At 74.1% G+C, this 15,906-nt stretch carries 11 protein-coding genes and 1 pseudogene; 8 read left to right on the top strand and 4 right to left on the bottom strand.

Annotation, left to right across the window (positions count from 1 at the left end; translation table 11 throughout):
• Positions 1-9 precede the first annotated feature (9 nt).
• Positions 10-939: an ABC transporter ATP-binding protein gene (locus OG406_RS33475; RefSeq protein WP_266854213.1), complete on the bottom strand. Its 930-nt coding sequence runs from the start codon at positions 937-939 to the stop codon at positions 10-12.
• A gap of 108 nt (positions 940-1,047) precedes the next feature.
• On the opposite strand from OG406_RS33475, the gene OG406_RS33470 reads away from it, so the two are divergent.
• From OG406_RS33470 to OG406_RS33460, 3 genes are all read left to right on the top strand, one after another.
• Positions 1,048-2,211 (top strand): sensor histidine kinase, encoded by a 1,164-nt coding sequence (locus tag OG406_RS33470; RefSeq protein ID WP_266854215.1) that lies wholly within the window; start codon positions 1,048-1,050, stop codon positions 2,209-2,211.
• Between the two features lie 14 nt (positions 2,212-2,225).
• Positions 2,226-2,888, top strand: coding sequence for a response regulator transcription factor (locus OG406_RS33465; RefSeq protein WP_329189336.1), 663 nt, complete (start codon positions 2,226-2,228; stop codon positions 2,886-2,888).
• Positions 2,889-2,986: 98 nt separating this feature from the next.
• Positions 2,987-4,144, top strand: coding sequence for an ROK family protein (locus OG406_RS33460; RefSeq protein ID WP_081223159.1), 1,158 nt, complete (start codon positions 2,987-2,989; stop codon positions 4,142-4,144).
• Between the two features lie 123 nt (positions 4,145-4,267).
• Here the strand turns inward: OG406_RS33460 and OG406_RS33455 are convergent, their stop codons facing one another.
• Both OG406_RS33455 and sigJ read right to left on the bottom strand, forming a co-directional pair.
• Positions 4,268-5,029: a GntR family transcriptional regulator gene (locus OG406_RS33455; protein ID WP_267050166.1), complete on the bottom strand. Its 762-nt coding sequence runs from the start codon at positions 5,027-5,029 to the stop codon at positions 4,268-4,270.
• Between the two features lie 243 nt (positions 5,030-5,272).
• On the bottom strand, positions 5,273-6,217 hold the full coding sequence (sigJ, locus tag OG406_RS33450) for an RNA polymerase sigma factor SigJ (RefSeq protein ID WP_326843664.1): 945 nt from the start codon (positions 6,215-6,217) through the stop codon (positions 5,273-5,275).
• A gap of 183 nt (positions 6,218-6,400) precedes the next feature.
• On the opposite strand from sigJ, the gene OG406_RS33445 reads away from it, so the two are divergent.
• Positions 6,401-7,231, top strand: coding sequence for an alpha/beta fold hydrolase (locus OG406_RS33445; protein WP_164374775.1), 831 nt, complete (start codon positions 6,401-6,403; stop codon positions 7,229-7,231).
• Between the two features lie 159 nt (positions 7,232-7,390).
• On the opposite strand, the pseudogene OG406_RS33440 reads toward OG406_RS33445, so the two are convergent.
• A pseudogene (locus OG406_RS33440) lies at positions 7,391-8,227 on the bottom strand (EamA family transporter); the annotation flags it as partial.
• Positions 8,228-8,274: 47 nt separating this feature from the next.
• Here OG406_RS33440 and pdxR point away from each other — a divergent pair.
• The 4 genes from pdxR (at position 8,275) to OG406_RS33420 (ending at position 15,846) form a co-directional block, all read left to right on the top strand.
• Complete coding sequence (gene pdxR, locus OG406_RS33435) at positions 8,275-9,750, top strand: MocR-like pyridoxine biosynthesis transcription factor PdxR (RefSeq protein ID WP_329189330.1); 1,476 nt, start codon at positions 8,275-8,277, stop codon at positions 9,748-9,750.
• Positions 9,751-9,933: 183 nt separating this feature from the next.
• Positions 9,934-11,529, top strand: a complete 1,596-nt coding sequence (locus OG406_RS33430) for an alkaline phosphatase D family protein (protein WP_329189328.1) — start codon at positions 9,934-9,936, stop codon at positions 11,527-11,529.
• A 217-nt stretch (positions 11,530-11,746) separates the two neighbouring features.
• Entirely contained in the window at positions 11,747-13,195 is a 1,449-nt protein-coding gene (locus tag OG406_RS33425; protein ID WP_329189326.1) for an SWIM zinc finger family protein, read from the top strand.
• Complete coding sequence (locus tag OG406_RS33420) at positions 13,192-15,846, top strand: DUF7825 domain-containing protein (protein ID WP_329189324.1); 2,655 nt, start codon at positions 13,192-13,194, stop codon at positions 15,844-15,846. The genes OG406_RS33425 and OG406_RS33420 overlap by 4 nt, the downstream gene beginning before the upstream one ends.
• The last annotated feature ends 60 nt before the right edge of the window (positions 15,847-15,906 follow it).

Below are 15,906 nucleotides of genomic sequence, written 5' to 3'. Positions count from 1 at the left end.
CCGTCATGGTCAGGCCTCCTGGTGCTGCGTCGGAGTGGTGCCGAACTCGGTCTCGGCGGCGGTCAGATCGAGGTAGGCCTGTTCCAGGGTGCCTTCCTGCGCGGCGAGTTCCAGGATCGGGAGGCCGGAGGCCGAGGCGAGGTGTCCGATGTCGTCCACCCGCACGTCCAGGGCGGTCCACAGCCCGTCCTCGCCCTCGGCGGCCTCGATGCCGTGCCGGGCGAGCAGGTCTCCGAGGGCGGCGGCGTCCGTGCTGCGCACGCGCACCCGGGGCCGCACGCGCGCGTGGATGAACTCCCGCATGGGCAGGTGGGCGAGGAGCCGTCCCCGGCCGAGGACGACCAACTGGTCGGCGAAGGAGGCGGTCTCGTTCATGAGGTGGCTGGAGACGAGGACGGTGCGCCCCTCCCCGGCCAGGCGGCGCAGCAACTCCCGGATCCAGATGATCCCTTCCGGGTCGAGACCGTTCGACGGCTCGTCGAGGAGTACCACCGGCGGGTCACCGAGGAGCGCCGCCGCGATGCCCAGACGCTGACGCATCCCCAGGGAGTACGTCCTCACCCGGCGCCGGGCGACGGACGCGATCCCGGCCTCCTCCAGCACGTCGTCCACCCGGCGTTCGGGGATGCGGTTGGTGGCGGCGAGCGCCCGCAGGTGGTCCCGGGCGGTCCGCGATCCGTGCGCGGCCCCTGCGTCGAGCAGGGCGCCCACCTGCCGGAGCGGTTCGTCGAGGGACGCGTAGACGCGGCCGCCGACGGTGGCGGTGCCGGAGGTCGGCCGGTCCAGGCCCAGCACGAGCCGCATGGTGGTGGACTTCCCGGCGCCGTTGGGGCCGAGGAATCCGGTGACACGCCCCGGGAGGACGCTGAAGGTCAGATGGTCCACGGCGCGCCTGCCGCCGTACTCCTTGGTCAGTTCGTGGACGTCGATGCTGGTCATGGGTTCAGCGTGGCGGTGACCCGCGGGCCGCCGCCTCCCCCGTCGGCGGGGACGGTCTCCCCCGGGCGGGGGAGGTTCGTCGTCGGTGCCCGCTGACACGATGTGCGCATGGCCCGCTTTCTGCGCCCGCTGCTGTGGGGGACGACGTACACGCGCTTGCTGCACCTGTGGGTGCCGATGCTGTTCGTCAGCGTGTGGCTTTTCATCGACGTGTCGAAGCCCTGGGTGCCCGCGGTTCTGATCGTGCCGCTGGGCCTTGTCCCGGCCGTCCGGCGGGGCGAGGGCGTGCAGGCGCGGTACATGCTGGCGCCGGGCCGGCGGGGCGGCGAGGACCCGGCGTTCTCGGTGGCTCCCTCGGCCGGTCCGCGGGACCGGTGGCGGACGGTGCTGTGGCTGGAGGCGCGGCTCCTGCTGGGCTGGTCGACCTGCGCCGCCACCGTCTGGCTGCCCGTCCTCGCGTTCGACCTCTGCAGAGCGGCGGCCGGTCACCGGCCGTCCGGCGACCCCGTGGTGTCGCTGCTGGACCCGCACTGGAGCTGCGCCCTGCTGGTCCCGCTGCCCCTGCTCGCGCTGTACGGCGCGGTCGTCGGACTCGGTGAGCTGGTCACGGTCCTCGCGCGCGGACTCCTGGGGCCCTCCCCCGCCGAGCGCCTCGCCGCCCTGGAGGAGCGCACCGAGCAGCTCCTGGAGCGCAATCGCATCGCCCGCGAACTCCACGACTCCATCGGCCACGCCCTGACCGTCGCGGTCGTCCAGGCCGGCGCGGCCCGGGCGGCGAAGGACCCCGCGTTCACCGACCGGGCCCTGGTGGCCATCGAGGAGACGGGACGCGCGGCCCTGGAGGACCTGGAGCGGGTCCTCGGCGTGCTGCGCGAGGCGGAGCGTCCGGCGAGCGGTCGCCCGACGCTGGCCGACGCCGACCGGCTGCTGGAGTCGGCCCGGGCCTCGGGAGCGACGGTGGACGCCGAGGTGAGCGGCCCGCTGGGGACCGTGCCCGGTCCGGTGTCGAGGGAGGGCTACCGCATCCTCCAGGAGTCGCTCACGAACGTGCTGCGGCACGCGGGGAGTGTCCCGGTGCGGGTCCGTATAGAGGTGCGTGACGGCACGCTCGCCCTGGAGGTCCGCAACCCGCTGCCGGCCGGCCTGTCCGGGCCCGCGCGGGGCAGCGGCCTGCGGGGCATGCGCGAGCGGGCCGCGCTGCTGGGCGGCCGCGCGAGAACGGGCCCGCACGGGGGTGACTGGCAGGTGCACGCCGAGCTGCCGGTGAGTTGATCTACGCTGGCCCGATGCCGGTCACCGTTCTCCTCGTCGACGACGAACCCCTCGTACGCGCGGGCCTGCGTGCCGTGCTGGAGGCGGAGTCCGACATCGAGGTCGTCGGTGAGGCGGCCGACGGTGCCGCGGTGATCCCGCTGGTCCGGCGGTTACGGCCCGACGTGGTCGCCATGGACGTCCGGATGCCGCTGCTCGACGGCATCGAGGCCACGCGCGCGGTGCTGCGGACCGTCGCCGATCCGCCGAAGATCCTCGTGGTGACGACGTTCGAGAACGACGAGTACGTCTACGAGGCGCTGCGCGCGGGCGCCGACGGGTTCCTCCTGAAGCGGGCGTGCCCGGCGGAGATCGTGCACGCCGTGCGGCTGGTCGCCGAGGGCGAGTCCCTGCTGTTCCCCTCCTCCGTGCGGCAGTTGGCGGCCGCCTACGGGGACGCCGCGGGGAATCCGGCGGCGCGGGCGGTCATGGAGCGGGCCGCGCTCACCGAGCGGGAGGCCCAGGTGCTGCGGCTGATGGCCGGAGGTCTGTCGAACGCGGAGATCGCCGCGCGGCTCGTCGTGGGCACGGAGACGGTCAAGTCCCACGTCAGCGCCGTACTGGCGAAGCTGGGCGCCCGGGACCGTACGCAGGCGGTCATCGCGGCGTACGAGTCGGGCTTCGTGGCACCGGGCTGAGGAGGACTCGTGAGGACGAAATGGTCCCCGGCACTCGCCGGGGTCCCCCGCGCCGAGTACGATCCGGCCAACACGCGCACAAGCTGGGAGGATGGACGTTGGGGCAGTTGACCGGCGGGGATCCCTCTCTGCTGCGACGGATCAATTCCGCGGTGGTGCTGCACGCCCTGCGTGCCACGGACTGCGCGACCCTCACCGAGGTCACCCGGGTGACGGGGCTGTCGCGGCCCACGGTCGAGGGCGTCGTCGAGGGACTCATCGAGAACGGACTCGTCGTCGAGCAGGCGGCCGAGGAAGGTGCCACGCGCCGTCAGGGGCGCCCGGCGCGTCGGTACCGGTTCCGGGCCGAGGCGGGGCACCTGCTGGGCCTGGAGATCGGCCCGCACCGTGTCGCCGCGCTCCTCGCGGACCTGGACGGCCGTGTCATGGGCGCGATGGCCAAGGACGTGGACGAGACGGCGTCCGCCGACGAGCGGCTGGAACGGCTGCGGATCGCGGTCGCCGAGCTGCTGCGCCGGGCCGGTGTGGCCCGCAGTTCCCTGCGGGCGGTGGGGGTGGGCAGCCCCGGCATCGTGGAGGCCGACGGCACCGTGCGGCTCGGCACCGCGCTGCCGGAGTGGACGGGCCTGCCGCTGGGCGAACGGCTGAGCCGTTCCTTCAAATGCCCGGTACTGGTGGAGAACGACGCCAACGCGGCGGCGGTGGCCGAGCACTGGAAGGGTGTGGCGACCGAGACCGACGACGTCGTGTTCGTCCTCGCGGGGCTGAGCCCGGGCGCCGGCTCGCTGATCGGCGGGCGGCTGCACCGGGGGTACGGCGGGGCGGCCGGTGAGATCGGCGCGCTGCATCTGCTGGGCCGCGACGTCACGCCCGAGACCCTGCTGTCGACGACGGACGAGCCGCTGCACCCGCTCGACGAGCAGGCGGTCGCCAAGGTCTTCGCGCTGGCCAAGGACGGCGACCAGCGGGCACGCGCCGCGATGGAACGGTTCATCCAGCGGCTCGTGCACGACGTGGCCGCGCTCGCCCTCGCCCTCGACCCGGAGCTGGTCGTCATCGGCGGCTGGGCGGCGGGCCTGGACGGCGTACTGGAGCCGCTGCGGCGCGAGTTGGCGCGCTACTGTCTGCGCCCGCCCAAGGTCGCCCTCTCCCTGCTGGGCGAGGCGGCCGTCGCGACCGGCGCCCTGCGCCTGGCCCTGGACCACGTCGAGGAGCAGCTCTTCGCCGTGGAGGGAACGGTGACGGCCCGCCGCTGACCCGGGGTCCGCGCACCTCGTGCGGACGGCGGCGGGGAAACGGCTCGCGCCCCGGAGGAGTCCGGGGCGCGGAGCGGGTGACACGGTGCGGCTCGACGGGGCACGAGGCCCCGGCCGGGCGGCTCAGGAGGCGCGGCGTTCCGGGTCGTGGTGGATCTCCACGCCGCCGGAGACGCCGAAGGTGAGCCGGCAGGTGTCCGCACGGTAGGTGGCCACGGAGACCGCCGCGGTGCGTCCGCCGGCGAAGAAGCGGGTCGTGACGACGAGGACCGGCGCGCCGGGCAGGCGGTCGAGTTCGCGGGCGTCGTCCGCGCGGGCCGAGCCCAGCTCCACGGCGCGGTCCTGGCCCTCCAGCTCCAGACGCTGCAGTTCGCGCAGCACCGCACGCGCGCGGGCGGCACCGGAGGGCGCGTCGATGGCGGACAGGTCCGGCACCGAGGACGCCGGGACGTAGAGGAGTTCGGCGGCGACGGGCTGACCGTGCGTCACGCGGGACCGGCGCACCGTGTGCACGAGCTCGCCCTCGGCGGCCTCCAGGAAGCCGGCCACCGGCGCGGGCGGTGCGGCGACGACACAGTCGGCGGCCTGCCAGGCGTCCCCCGCCGCCCCCGGCCACACGTGCTGTTCGTTGCCGACGGCCACGCCCACGCGCGGCGGGGCGACCGTGGTGCCCACGCCCCGGCGGCGCTGCAGTCGGCCTTCGAGTTCGAGCTGTTCGAGCGCCTGGCGCAGCGTGGCCCGGGCGACGCCGAACCGGGCCGCGAGGTCACGTTCGTTGGGCAGGATCTCGCCCACGGTGAACTCGGAGTCCAGCGCCTCGCTGAGCACGGTCTTGAGATGCCAGTACTTCGGTTCCGGCACCGATTCCAACTGCGTGGTCCCCACCCTGTGCCTCCGCAATCGCCGTGTCCCGGCGGCGTTTTAGCGCCCTTGTTTATTAAAGGTTCCTGCACTATCCCTGCGACCATAGGGCCGCCCCCACCCTTGGTCAAGACCAATCCTCGATCCTTGGGGAACCCACAGGCGCGTTGCAGCACAGCGTTCACGGGGCGTTCGCGCTGGGCGACGTTCGCGACACAACGCCGAAAGCCCCCGGCCAGGTGGGCGGGGGCTTTCGCTGTACTGCGGTCAAGCGGAGGGCGATGCGGAACCGGTGTCGCGGGCGGACGGGGCCGGGCTCGCGGCGGGCTGTCCGCCGGGGAGCGACACGAGTTTCTCCGGGTTGCGGATGACGTAGACGCACCTGATGCGCCCGTCGGCGACGTCCAGTTGGAAGACGGTGTCCGGTTTCCCGGCGGACAGCGCGATCGCCGCGACACCGCCGTTGAGTTCGAGGAAGCGGAACGAGAGGTCGGGCACACCCTTGCGGCCGGCGCCGACGATGAACCGGCTGATCTTGTCGGCGGTGTCGAGCACGCGCAGCGGCGCCTTGGAGAGGCCTCCGCTGTCGCCGATCAGACGCGCGTCCGGCGCCAGCAGGGACATCAGGCCCTCCAGGTCGCCTTCCACGGCCGCCGCGAGGAACCGTTCGGTGAGATCCCTGCGTTCGGCCGGGTCGACCTCGTAGCGCGGCCGACGCTCCTCGACGTGCTTGCGGGCCCGCCCGGCGAGTTGGCGCACCGCCGGTTCACCGCGGTCGAGGACGGCCGCGATGTCGGCGTAGGGGTAACCGAACGCCTCCCGGAGGACGAACACCGCGCGTTCCAGGGGCGAGAGGGACTCCAGGACGACGAGGACGGCCAGCGAGACGGTGTCGGCGAGGACGGCGCGTTCGGCGCTGTCCTCCACGGTGGCCGCGAAGTCGGTGACGTACGGCTCGGGGAGCCACGGTCCGACGTAGGCCTCGTGGCGCGACTGGATCTGGCGGAGCCGGTCGATGGCGAGGCGGGTGGTGACGCGGACGAGGTAGCCACGTGGTTCGCGCACGTCGGACCGGTCGGCGGCGGACCAGCGCAGCCAGGCCTCCTGGACCACGTCCTCGGCGTCGGCCACCCGCCCGAGCATGCGGTACGCCACGCCGGTCAGGACGGGCCGGTGCTCTTCGAACACGTCGGTCGCGATGTCGGTTGCCACCGGTCCATCCCACCCGACGCTCCTCTTCCTGTCCAGGCGGAACCGCCGCCGTGATCGGCCCGGGCGGGGTCGTGTGGCGGCCTCGTGCGGTTGATGACGAGTGGGGGCTACCCGTCGGTAGCAGTTGCTGACAAGCTGTCTATGAGTCAGTCCTTCCCCGCGTCCCAGACGAGGAGCAGCACCATGTCCGACACGGTCTCCTTCAGCGTCCCCTCCCCGCACGGCCCGAGGACGGTCACGCTGTCCTACGCGCGCGTGGGCACCGGTGAACCGCTGCTCCTGCTGCACGGGATCGGACACCACCGGCAGGCCTGGGACCCGGTCATTCCGCTGATCGCGGCCGAACGGGACGTCATCGCCGTCGACCTTCCCGGTTTCGGCGCGTCCCCGGCACTTCCCGACGGGCTCACGCACGACCTGTCGACGGTGGTGCCGGTGCTCGGCGCACTGTGTGAGGCACTGGGGATCGAGCGCCCGCACGTCGCCGGCAACTCGCTGGGCGGGCTGCTGGCCCTGGAACTGGGCCGCGAGAAACTCGTACGGTCTGTCACGACCTTCTCGCCGGCAGGCTTCTGGTCGCCGGTCGAGCGGAGGTACGCGTTCGGAGTGCTGCTCGCCATGCGCCAGGCGGCACGGCGCATGCCCCTTCCGGTCATCGAGCGACTCTCCCGTTCGGCCGCCGGACGGACGGTGCTGACCAGCAGCATCTACGCCCACCCCGCCCGCCGTTCACCCGAGGCGGTCGTCGCCGAGACCCTCGCGCTGGCCCATGCGGAGGCGTTCACCGAGACCCTGCGGGCGGGGACGACCGTCCAGTTCACCGACGACATCCCCGCGCTGCCCGTCACCGTGGCCTGGGGCACCCGTGACCGGCTGCTGGTGCGCCGCCAGGGTGTCCGGGCCAAGCAGATCATTCCGCGCGCGCGGCTGGTGCGGCTGCCCGGCTGCGGCCACGTCCCCATGAACGACGACCCGGCGCTCGTCGCCCGCGTCCTGCTCGACGGCAGCCGCTGACGTGCTCGGCTCCTCTCCCCTGCCGTCACCCTGACGCCGCCCGCCGCCACCGCCCCGCACGACCGTCCTGGCCCCCGGACCTCCGCCCCGCCGCGCGGCGGCGGGTGCGACGCGCCGGGCGGCGAGTGGCCCCAACGCCCCTGACCCGAGGGCCACTCCGGCGGCGACCAGCGCGCTGCCGACGGCCTGGGCCGACCCGTAGGAGCCGGTTCCGACGAGGGGGGCGGTGGCGGCCGCCGCGACGGGGATGAGACCGGAGAAGAGCGTGGCGCGCTCGGCACCGATCCGCTGCACGCCCATGTACCAGCAGACGAAGCCGACGACGGTGACCACCACCGCCTGCCAGACCAGCGCGGTCGCCTCCGTGGCGTCCGGCAGCCGCAGCCAGTCCCGGCCGTCGGCGATCAGCCCGGCCGCCGCCGACTCGACGGCGGCGACCCCGCACACGGTGGCCGACAGCAGTCGTGGCCCGAGCGGGCGCAGCACCGGCACGGCGAGCACGGCGAAGCCGACCTCACCGGCCAGCGCGCCGGCCGAGTAGGCGATCCCGGCGGCGTCGGTGCGTCCCCAGCCCTGGACCGCGAAGGCCCCGAGGGCGACGAGCGAGGCTCCGTACAGCACGCGCCGCCGCGGACGGCGCCCCTCCTGGAGGGGCACGAGAACGGCCACGACGACCGGGGCGCAGCCCACGAGGACGCCCGGGACCGCGGGCTCCGCCGTGCGCTCGGCGGCGAGCACGGCGAGGTTGAAGCCGACCATGCCGACGGCCGCGACCAGCGCGAGACGCGTCCACTGGCGGGCGCCGAGCAGGCGCAGCGGGGCGGTTCCGCGCCCGCCGAGCAGGGGCAGCAGCAGGAGGCAGGCGAGGCCGTAGCGGAGGAACTGGCCGCCCGCGTACGGGTAGTCGCCGAGGAGGCTGTTGGCGGTGAAGGAACCGCCGACGAGGACACAGGCCAGGGCGACGAGCAGGGTGCCGCGGGTGGTGGTGGCGTTCATGACGGTGACGCTATGAGGGGACGTGGTCCGGTTTAAGGTCCACTTCCATGACGTCATCGGGGACCAATCACGGCGGGCCGCCGGAACCCGCTCCGTCCGGTGCGGCACCGTGGGCGGCGGCCTGGGAGCTGCTCCTGCCCGCCGCGGCCGCACCGGCACGCGCGCGGGGACGCGCGCTCCAGGAAGCGCTGCGCGAGGCCGTCCGCTCCGGGCGGCTCGCCCCGGACACCCGGCTGCCGTCCAGCCGTGAACTGGCCGGTGACCTCGGGGTGTCCCGGGGCCTGGTCACGGAGGCGTACGAGCAGCTGGGCTCGGAGGGGTATCTGCGGAGCGGCCGGGGAGCGGGCACCTGGGTCGGCGGCGCGGCGCGGGCGGTCGCCCCGCGCGCGCGGGACCACTCCCCGCGGCCGACGGGCGTGCGGGCCGACTTCGTGGCGGGCACGCCCGACCTGTCGCTCTTCCCGCGTGCCGCGTGGGCCGCCGCGCACCGCGGTGTGCTGGCCGAACTGTCCCACGAGGCACTGGGATATCCGGATCCGCGTGGCCTGCCCGCGCTGCGGACCGCTCTCGCCGCGCTGCTCGGCCGCCGCCGGGGCGTGGTCGCCGATCCCGACCGCGTCGTCGTGGTCTCCGGCGTGGCGCAGGCGATGACGCTGCTCGGATTCGTCCTGCACGCGCGCGGGGGACGTCGTGTCGGCGTCGAGAACCCCGGAAGTCCGGAGCACGGAGCACTGTTCGCCTCGGCCGGCCTCGACACCGTACCGCTGCCCCTGGACGGCGAGGGGCTCGCCGTGGATCCGCTCCGGATCTCGGGGGTACGCGCCGTGGTGACGACGCCGGCGCATCAGTTCCCCACCGGCATCGCGTACTCGGCGCGGCGCCGCGCCGAACTCCTCGACTGGGCCCGCCAGGTGGACGGGCTGGTGATCGAGGACGACTACGACGGCGACTTCCGCTACGACCGCGCCCCGGTGGGCGCGCTCCAGGGACTCGACCCCGAGCACGTCGCGTACACCGGTTCGGTCAGCAAGTCGCTCGCTCCGGGGCTGCGGCTCGGCTGGCTGCTGGTCCCCGCGTCCCACGTGGAGGAGGTCGTCGAGCGGAAACGGACCATGGACCTCGGCAACCCCGTCCTCGACCAGGCGCTCCTGGCCCGGTTCGTCGAGCGGGGCGACTACGACCGGCAGCTGCGCCGCTGCCAACGCGCCTACCGGGAACGGCGGGACGCGCTGGTGACGGCCTTGGACGAGCACTTCCCCGGAACGCGGGTGTCCGGCATCGCGGCGGGCCTGCACGCCGTCGCCGCGCTCCCGGACCGGTACGGACCACAGGAACGTTTCCTGGAGCGGGCGGCGACGGCGGGCGTGGTGGTCCGCCCGGCGGCCCACTACGGAGAGGCCGTCCGCGACGGTGTGCGACTGGTCCTGGGGTACGCGCATCTGCCGCCCGCGCGGATACGCGACGGCGTCCGTCTGATGGCCGAGGCCCAGGGCGACGCGGGTGGCGGTGGGACGGAGCGGTGAGCACCGGCGCCGTCGCCGAGGGCCCCGAGGTGTCTGTCGTACGGGTCGGCCGGCCGGTCCGCCTCCGCGCCCTTTCCCGTCCTCTCAGGGAGAGTTGTTCACCTCTGGTTTCCGTGTGCGCTGCGGCGCACCAGTAGGTGTGGCAGTCCACACCGGCCGAATCCGTCCCCCGGAGGCGCCTTCATGTCGCACCGCCCGCTCAGTTCCCTTCCCGCCCGACGCAGCGTGCTGCGCGGCTCGCTCGCCGCGTCGGCGGCCCTGGCTCTGCCCACCGCCCTCGGCTCGGCACCGGCCTTCGCCCGGTCGGGCCGGCCGAGAGCGGGCTGGGGTGTCCAGGCCGGTGACGTGACCGCCGACTCCGGGCTCGTCTGGGTCCGCTCCGACCGGCCGGCCCGGATGATCGTCGAGACCTCGGCCACCGAGTCGTTCCGCAGCCCGCACCGTTGGCACGGGCCGTTGCTCGGGCCGGACACGGACTTCACCGGGACCACGCGGCTGCGGGGACTGCCCTCCGGCGAGCAGATCCACTACCGCGTCCTGCTCGCCGACCCCGACGACCCGCGACGCACCGGCGAACCGGTGGCCGGAACGTTCCGTACCACCCCGCGCGGCCGGCGCGGCGGGGTCCGCTTCCTGTGGTCGGGGGACCTGGCGGGGCAGGGCTGGGGCATCAACCCCGACATCGGCGGCTACCGCATCTACGACGCGATGGCCCGACTTGACCCGGACTTCTTCCTCTGCAGCGGCGACAACATCTACGCGGACGGCCCCCTCACCGCCACGGCCGCGCTCCCCGACGGCAGCACCTGGCGGAACATCACGACCGAGGAGAAGTCCAAGGTCGCGGAGTCGCTGGCGGAGTTCCGCGGCAACTTCCGCTACAACCTGCTGGATGACAACCTCCGGCGATTCAACGCCCAGGTGCCGTCGATCGTCCAGTGGGACGACCACGAGGTGCGCAACAACTGGTACCCGGGAGAGGTGATCGCGAGCACCGACACGCGGTACACCGAGAAGAGCGTCGACGTGCTGGCCGGCCGGGCGCGTCGGGCGTTCAGCGAGTACTTCCCCGTCTCGACGCTGCCGCCGGGCCGCCGTGACGGCCGCGTGTACCGGGTCATGCGGCACGGCCCGCTGCTGGACGTGTTCGTGCTCGACATGCGTACCTACCGCAACGCGAACTCGCCCGACGACCAGACCACGGACCCGCAGGGCATCCTCGGCGCCGAACAGCTGGAGTGGCTGAAGCGCGAACTGTCCCGTTCCCGCGCGGTGTGGAAGGTGATCGCCGCGGACATGCCGATCGGTCTCGTCGTGCCCGACACCACGGAGGGGAAGCCGAACATCGAGGCCGTGGCGCAGGGCGACCCGGGCCTGCCGCTGGGGCGTGAACTGCAGATCGCGGAACTGCTGCGGTTCGTCAAGCACATGCGGATCACGGGCACGGTCTGGCTGACCGCCGACGTGCACCACACCTCCGCCCAGCACTACCAGCCCTCACGGGCCGCGTTCACCGACTTCGAGCCGTTCTGGGAGTTCGTCTCCGGCCCGCTCAACGCCGGCGCCTTCCCGGCGAGCGCCCTGGACGGCACGTTCGGACCGGAGCGGGTGTTCGTGAAGGCGCCGACCGCCTCGAACGTCTCGCCCGCCGGCGGCTACCAGTTCTTCGGCGAGGTGGACATCGACGGCGGAAGCGGTGAGCTGACGGTGAGGTTGCGCGAGCAGGACGGGACCGCGCTGTTCACGCAGCGACTCCAGCCGGGTCGCGTGGGGCAGTAGGGAACCAAGAGGCCGCCGGGACCGGACGGCGCGGGGCCGAGCGGTACGCGCCCGCCGTGACCGCGCCGGGCGTTCGGATCCCGTACCCTCGAAGGGTCCGCCGCGCACCGGAGTCATCCCCCGGTGCGCGGCTCCCCGAGGCCCCCGAAACTGCCGCGACCGGTCAAGTCCTCGCAGGTCAGCACCGGTTGTCAGTGGTCGCCTCTACGGTTTTTCCATGACGCGATCTTTGCAGGCCGTGGCCTACACCCGACCCTCCGCGCTGGAATCCGCACCGGGCGGGCGGCGCCTGGGACTTGAGACCTCGCGGGGTGCGACGCCCGCGGGGATCGAGGACCATCCACGGTTCTTCACCGGCTTCCTGACGTCGCCTCAGGTAGCGGCCGCGGGCCTGCTGTCGGTGGCGGACGTCGCGTCCGCCCGGTACTACCAGCGGGAGCTGCGCGCGTCACTGGACCCGGTGGTGACGGGGAACGGGGACCGGCTCCGCTTCGAGTCCTTCTCCGGCTGCGGCGGGGTGTACGCCCGGCTGGACGTGCTGGACACGGGCCTGGACGGCGGCGAGGTCGGGCACGGGACGACCAACGTCGACGTCAACAACCCGCTGCGTGAGGCACTGTCCCGGATCGGCGGGGACGACCCGCTGCATCTCCGGGTCGGCCCCGACGAGATGGCCGTGACCACGTTGGACGGCCCGGTCGTCGAGAAGAAGGTGCCGCTGCCCGACCGCTGGCTGCGGGGGTTCGCCGAGGCCCAGGTGATCGCGGCGGGCTTCGATCTGCGCGCCGAGCTGCCCGCCGCGGAGGCGGTGCGGTTCCTGCGTTCCCTGCCGCGCGGCACCGCACGCGGGGCCTCCGGCGGACCTCGATGGGTGGTGCCGGCCGGCCGGAGTCTGCGTCCGACGACCCGTCCGGTCCCCGGCGCCGTCTGCCTGCCCGGCCCGGAGCGGCTGATCGCCCTCCAGCGGGTGCTGCGCCATGCCACGGCCCTGCGGGTGTACGGCCCGCCGGTCACCGGGGACGCCGTCGCGGCGGGCGCCTGGGAAGCGGTGCTGCCGGGCATGCGGCTCACCCTCACGCTCTCGCCGGACGCCTCACGCGGTTTCTCCGGGGAGGGCGGGGTGCTGGACGCGCTGGCCACCGACGAAGCCGCCGAGGACGCCGAGTTGATCGCTGTCCTGCTGGCCTGGGAGCCACGGGTCGACGTGGGCGACCTGGCCGCCTCGTCCGGTCTGACCGCCGAGCGGGTGCGGGCCGCGCTGGTCCGGCTGGGCACGTCGGGCCGCGTCGGGTACGACACCGCGGAAGCGGCCTACTTCCACCGCGAACTGCCGTACGACGCGGGGCGGGTGGAGCGGCACAACCCGCGGCTGCGCTCGGCACGGGCGCTGGTCGCCGCGGGCGCGGTCGCCCTGGACGGCGGCCTCGGCACGGTGACCGCCGACGACGGGCACGTGCACCGCGTCCGCGACACCGCCGGGACATTGAGCTGCTCCTGCCTCTGGTGGGCGAAGTATCGCGGGGGACGCGGCCCCTGCAAGCACGCGCTGGCCGTACGGATGGTACGGCGGGGCGCACGGGGCGGCCGCACGGAGGAGTCGGCTCCGGCCGGTGCGCGAAGCGAGGGGTTCGCGGGAATCCAGGTCGACGGGGGCGAGGGACGATGAGCGGCGAGGCACTGCTGAAGGCGGTACGGGCGGGGGCGACGGTGCAGGCCGTCGGTCTTCTGGACGGGATGACGGACGGTGAACGCCGGGCCGCTCTGCCCGCCTTGAAGGATCTGCGCAAGGAGTTGCGGGCGGCGCCGTGGAACGCCGAATCCCGGACGGCGTATCCCGCGCTGCACGCGGCGGGGGCGGCCTGTCACACGGGTGCAGCGGCGGCGGCCGCCTGGATCGCCGGAGCGGACATGCGCTGGTCCCAGGCCTCCCCCGGTGTCCTCCTGCATGTGCTGGGCGACCGGGAGTCGGACTGGCTCGCCGACGTCACCCAGCGGCTGGCCGACCGGCCGGTGGCGTCCGGGATCCCGTTCGCGCTGCTCTCGGGGCTGGTGAGGCTGTCCGGCAGCGCGACCCCGACGACCGACGCCTACGTCCGGGGCTGGTTCGAGAACATCGGCGCCGCGTGGCAGGGCACCGGCTCCGTGGCCGAGCGGCTGCGGCAGGACCCGGACACGGCGAGGATGGTCACGGCCTTCTTCGAGTCGCCGCAGGCGGCGGGGGAGATCGCCTGGCGGTTCGGCGACGGCCCGGGCAGTTGGTACAACGCGCTGGCGACGGTGACGCGGGAGGGCGTCCTCGACCGGAAGGTCATGGTGGACGCCTGTGTGGCGCGGTTGCTGCGGGGTGGCCCGGTCGCCGACCATCGCGTGTTCCTGCGCCTGTTGACGTGCCTGGCTCCCACCCGGGACGAGGAGCGGGAGCGAACCGCCGACTGGACGGCGCTGGCCTGCGGGGCCACCTCGGCCGTAGCCGGGCACGCCCAGTCGGTCCTCGCCTCGCTCGCCCTGGACGGCGAGTTGACGTCCGGTCAGCTGGCGGAGCTGTCCTCGGGCGTGCTCTTCAGGACCGAGAAGAAGCTGGTCCGGGCGCAGCTCGTCCTCCTCGGAAAGGTCCTCAGGCGCGATCCCACCGCGCCGGAGGTGCTGCTGCCCGCGGTGGCGCAGGCGTTCGGGCACGAGGACACGGACCTGCAGGAGCGCGCCCTGAAGCTGGTGGAGCGCCACCTCCCCGCCCTGCCCCCGGCAGGCGGCGCCCGCGAGCAGCTCAGCGAGCTCGCGGCCGATCTGAGCCCGGGGCTGCGCCTTCGGGCCCGGCGGCTCCTGGGCGACGAGGCGCTGGACTCCGTGTCCGTTGTCGAGGACGAGATCCTGCCGGCCGTTCCCGAGCGGCTACGGCTGGCGGCGGCGCCGGAATCGGCGGCCGAACTGGCCGAGGAGGTCGGCGCGCTGCTCGTCTCCGGTGGCGACGTGGCCGCGTTCGAGCGTGCCCTGGACGGACTGGTCCGTCACGCCCATCGCGACCGGGAGGGTCTGAAAGCGGCACTCGACCCGGTGGTCGCGCACCGCTGGTGGAAGGACGCCGCATCGTGGCACTCCACGGGGAACGGACCGTTCGGCCTGTCGCCGCACGGCCTGGACGTCGTCGTCGCGGCGGTGTTCGAGGCGGTCGGGATGCACACGCTGCACGCCGCCGTCCAGCAGGGCAGCACGGAGGCGAACTGCCGGCACAGCGGCCCTGCCACGGCCTTCGAGGCCCGCCTGTGGGAGGTGGCGTACCGCATCCGCACCGAGCCCCTGCCGTTCCTGCTGGCCACTCCCACCTGGGGCACCGGACTCCTGGAGGCCGACGAGCTGGTCGCCCGCCTCGCCGAGTACCGCAGGCTCGACACCCGGCCGGGAGCGGCCGACTTCGCCCAGGCCCTGCTGCGCGTCCGGCGCGACGACCCGGCGACGACGGCGGCAGCCGCGGCGCGGGCGCGGGCCCTCGGCAGTCCGGAGGGATACCGGCTGGCCCAGTGGCTCACTTCCGAGGCACCCCCGCCGCCCGCGATCCGGCGGCGGACTTCGGGCACCCGCGTCCTCGTCGAGATCGGTGAACTGGAGGAGATCCAGGGCCTGTTCCCTCCGGAGTTCCGGTTGCTGGGCCGTCCCTTCGCCCTGTTCAAGCACCGTTGGTACTGCCGCCACTGGGACACCGGAGACCGGCAGCACTGGCTGGCCGTCGTCCCGGGGCGGCGGGAGCTTCTGGCGGCGCGCCTGCTGCACGACATCAGCACCGTCGCCGTGGACGAGAGCCGTGGTGAGGCCGCGGTCCTGCCGCTCCTCGCCGAGGCCGACGGCACGGCCGGCGAGGCGCTGCACCTGGCCGTCGCGTACGGCCTGGCGGCGCGTCATCCGGAGGACCGGCTCGCCGCCGTGGACGCGCTACTGGTCCTCGCCGCGCGGGGACACCTGGACGCGGGGCGGCTCGGCTCGGATCTCGGGGAGCTGGTGGAGCGAGGGGCCGTGAAGCCGTCCCGGCTGGCGGAGTCGATACGGACGGCGGCGGCCACGGGTGCGTACTCCACCGTGTGGTCCGTGCTGCGCGTCCTGCTGCCGCGCCTGCTGTCCGCGCTCGCGGTGGACCCGTCGTCGGGCGCCGGTCCGGTGCGCGGGCTCGGCGACCTGCTGGCCGTCGCCGCCGACTGCGCCGAGAGGTCCGGGGCGCGCGGCGCTCTCGACCATCTGTCGCGGGCCGCCGAGCGGCGCGGCTCGTCCCGAGTGGTCGTGCAGGCGCGCCGTCTGCGGACGGCGCTGGCGCAGGAGACCGCGGCCTGACGGAGGGGCGCCCGGAGCCGGAATCCGCACCCGCACCGTGTGCGTGCCCTGATCGGGCAC

Source organism: Streptomyces sp. NBC_01428 (assembly GCF_036231965.1).
In the GTDB taxonomy this organism is placed as follows: domain Bacteria; phylum Actinomycetota; class Actinomycetes; order Streptomycetales; family Streptomycetaceae; genus Streptomyces.
This window is presented reverse-complemented; position numbering and strand designations above follow the sequence as displayed.

Bases quoted from the DNA above. Each gene is read 5' to 3' on its own strand.
- OG406_RS33475 (WP_266854213.1), bottom strand. From the start codon at position 939: ATGACCAGCATCGACGTCCACGAACTGACCAAGGAGTACGGCGGCAGG.
- OG406_RS33470 (WP_266854215.1), top strand. From the start codon at position 1,048: ATGGCCCGCTTTCTGCGCCCGCTGCTGTGGGGGACGACGTACACGCGC.
- OG406_RS33430 (WP_329189328.1), top strand. From the start codon at position 9,934: ATGTCGCACCGCCCGCTCAGTTCCCTTCCCGCCCGACGCAGCGTGCTG.
- OG406_RS33425 (WP_329189326.1), top strand. From the start codon at position 11,747: ATGACGCGATCTTTGCAGGCCGTGGCCTACACCCGACCCTCCGCGCTG.
- pdxR (WP_329189330.1), top strand. From the start codon at position 8,275: ATGACGTCATCGGGGACCAATCACGGCGGGCCGCCGGAACCCGCTCCG.
- OG406_RS33465 (WP_329189336.1), top strand. From the start codon at position 2,226: ATGCCGGTCACCGTTCTCCTCGTCGACGACGAACCCCTCGTACGCGCG.
- OG406_RS33445 (WP_164374775.1), top strand. From the start codon at position 6,401: ATGTCCGACACGGTCTCCTTCAGCGTCCCCTCCCCGCACGGCCCGAGG.
- OG406_RS33420 (WP_329189324.1), top strand. From the start codon at position 13,192: ATGAGCGGCGAGGCACTGCTGAAGGCGGTACGGGCGGGGGCGACGGTG.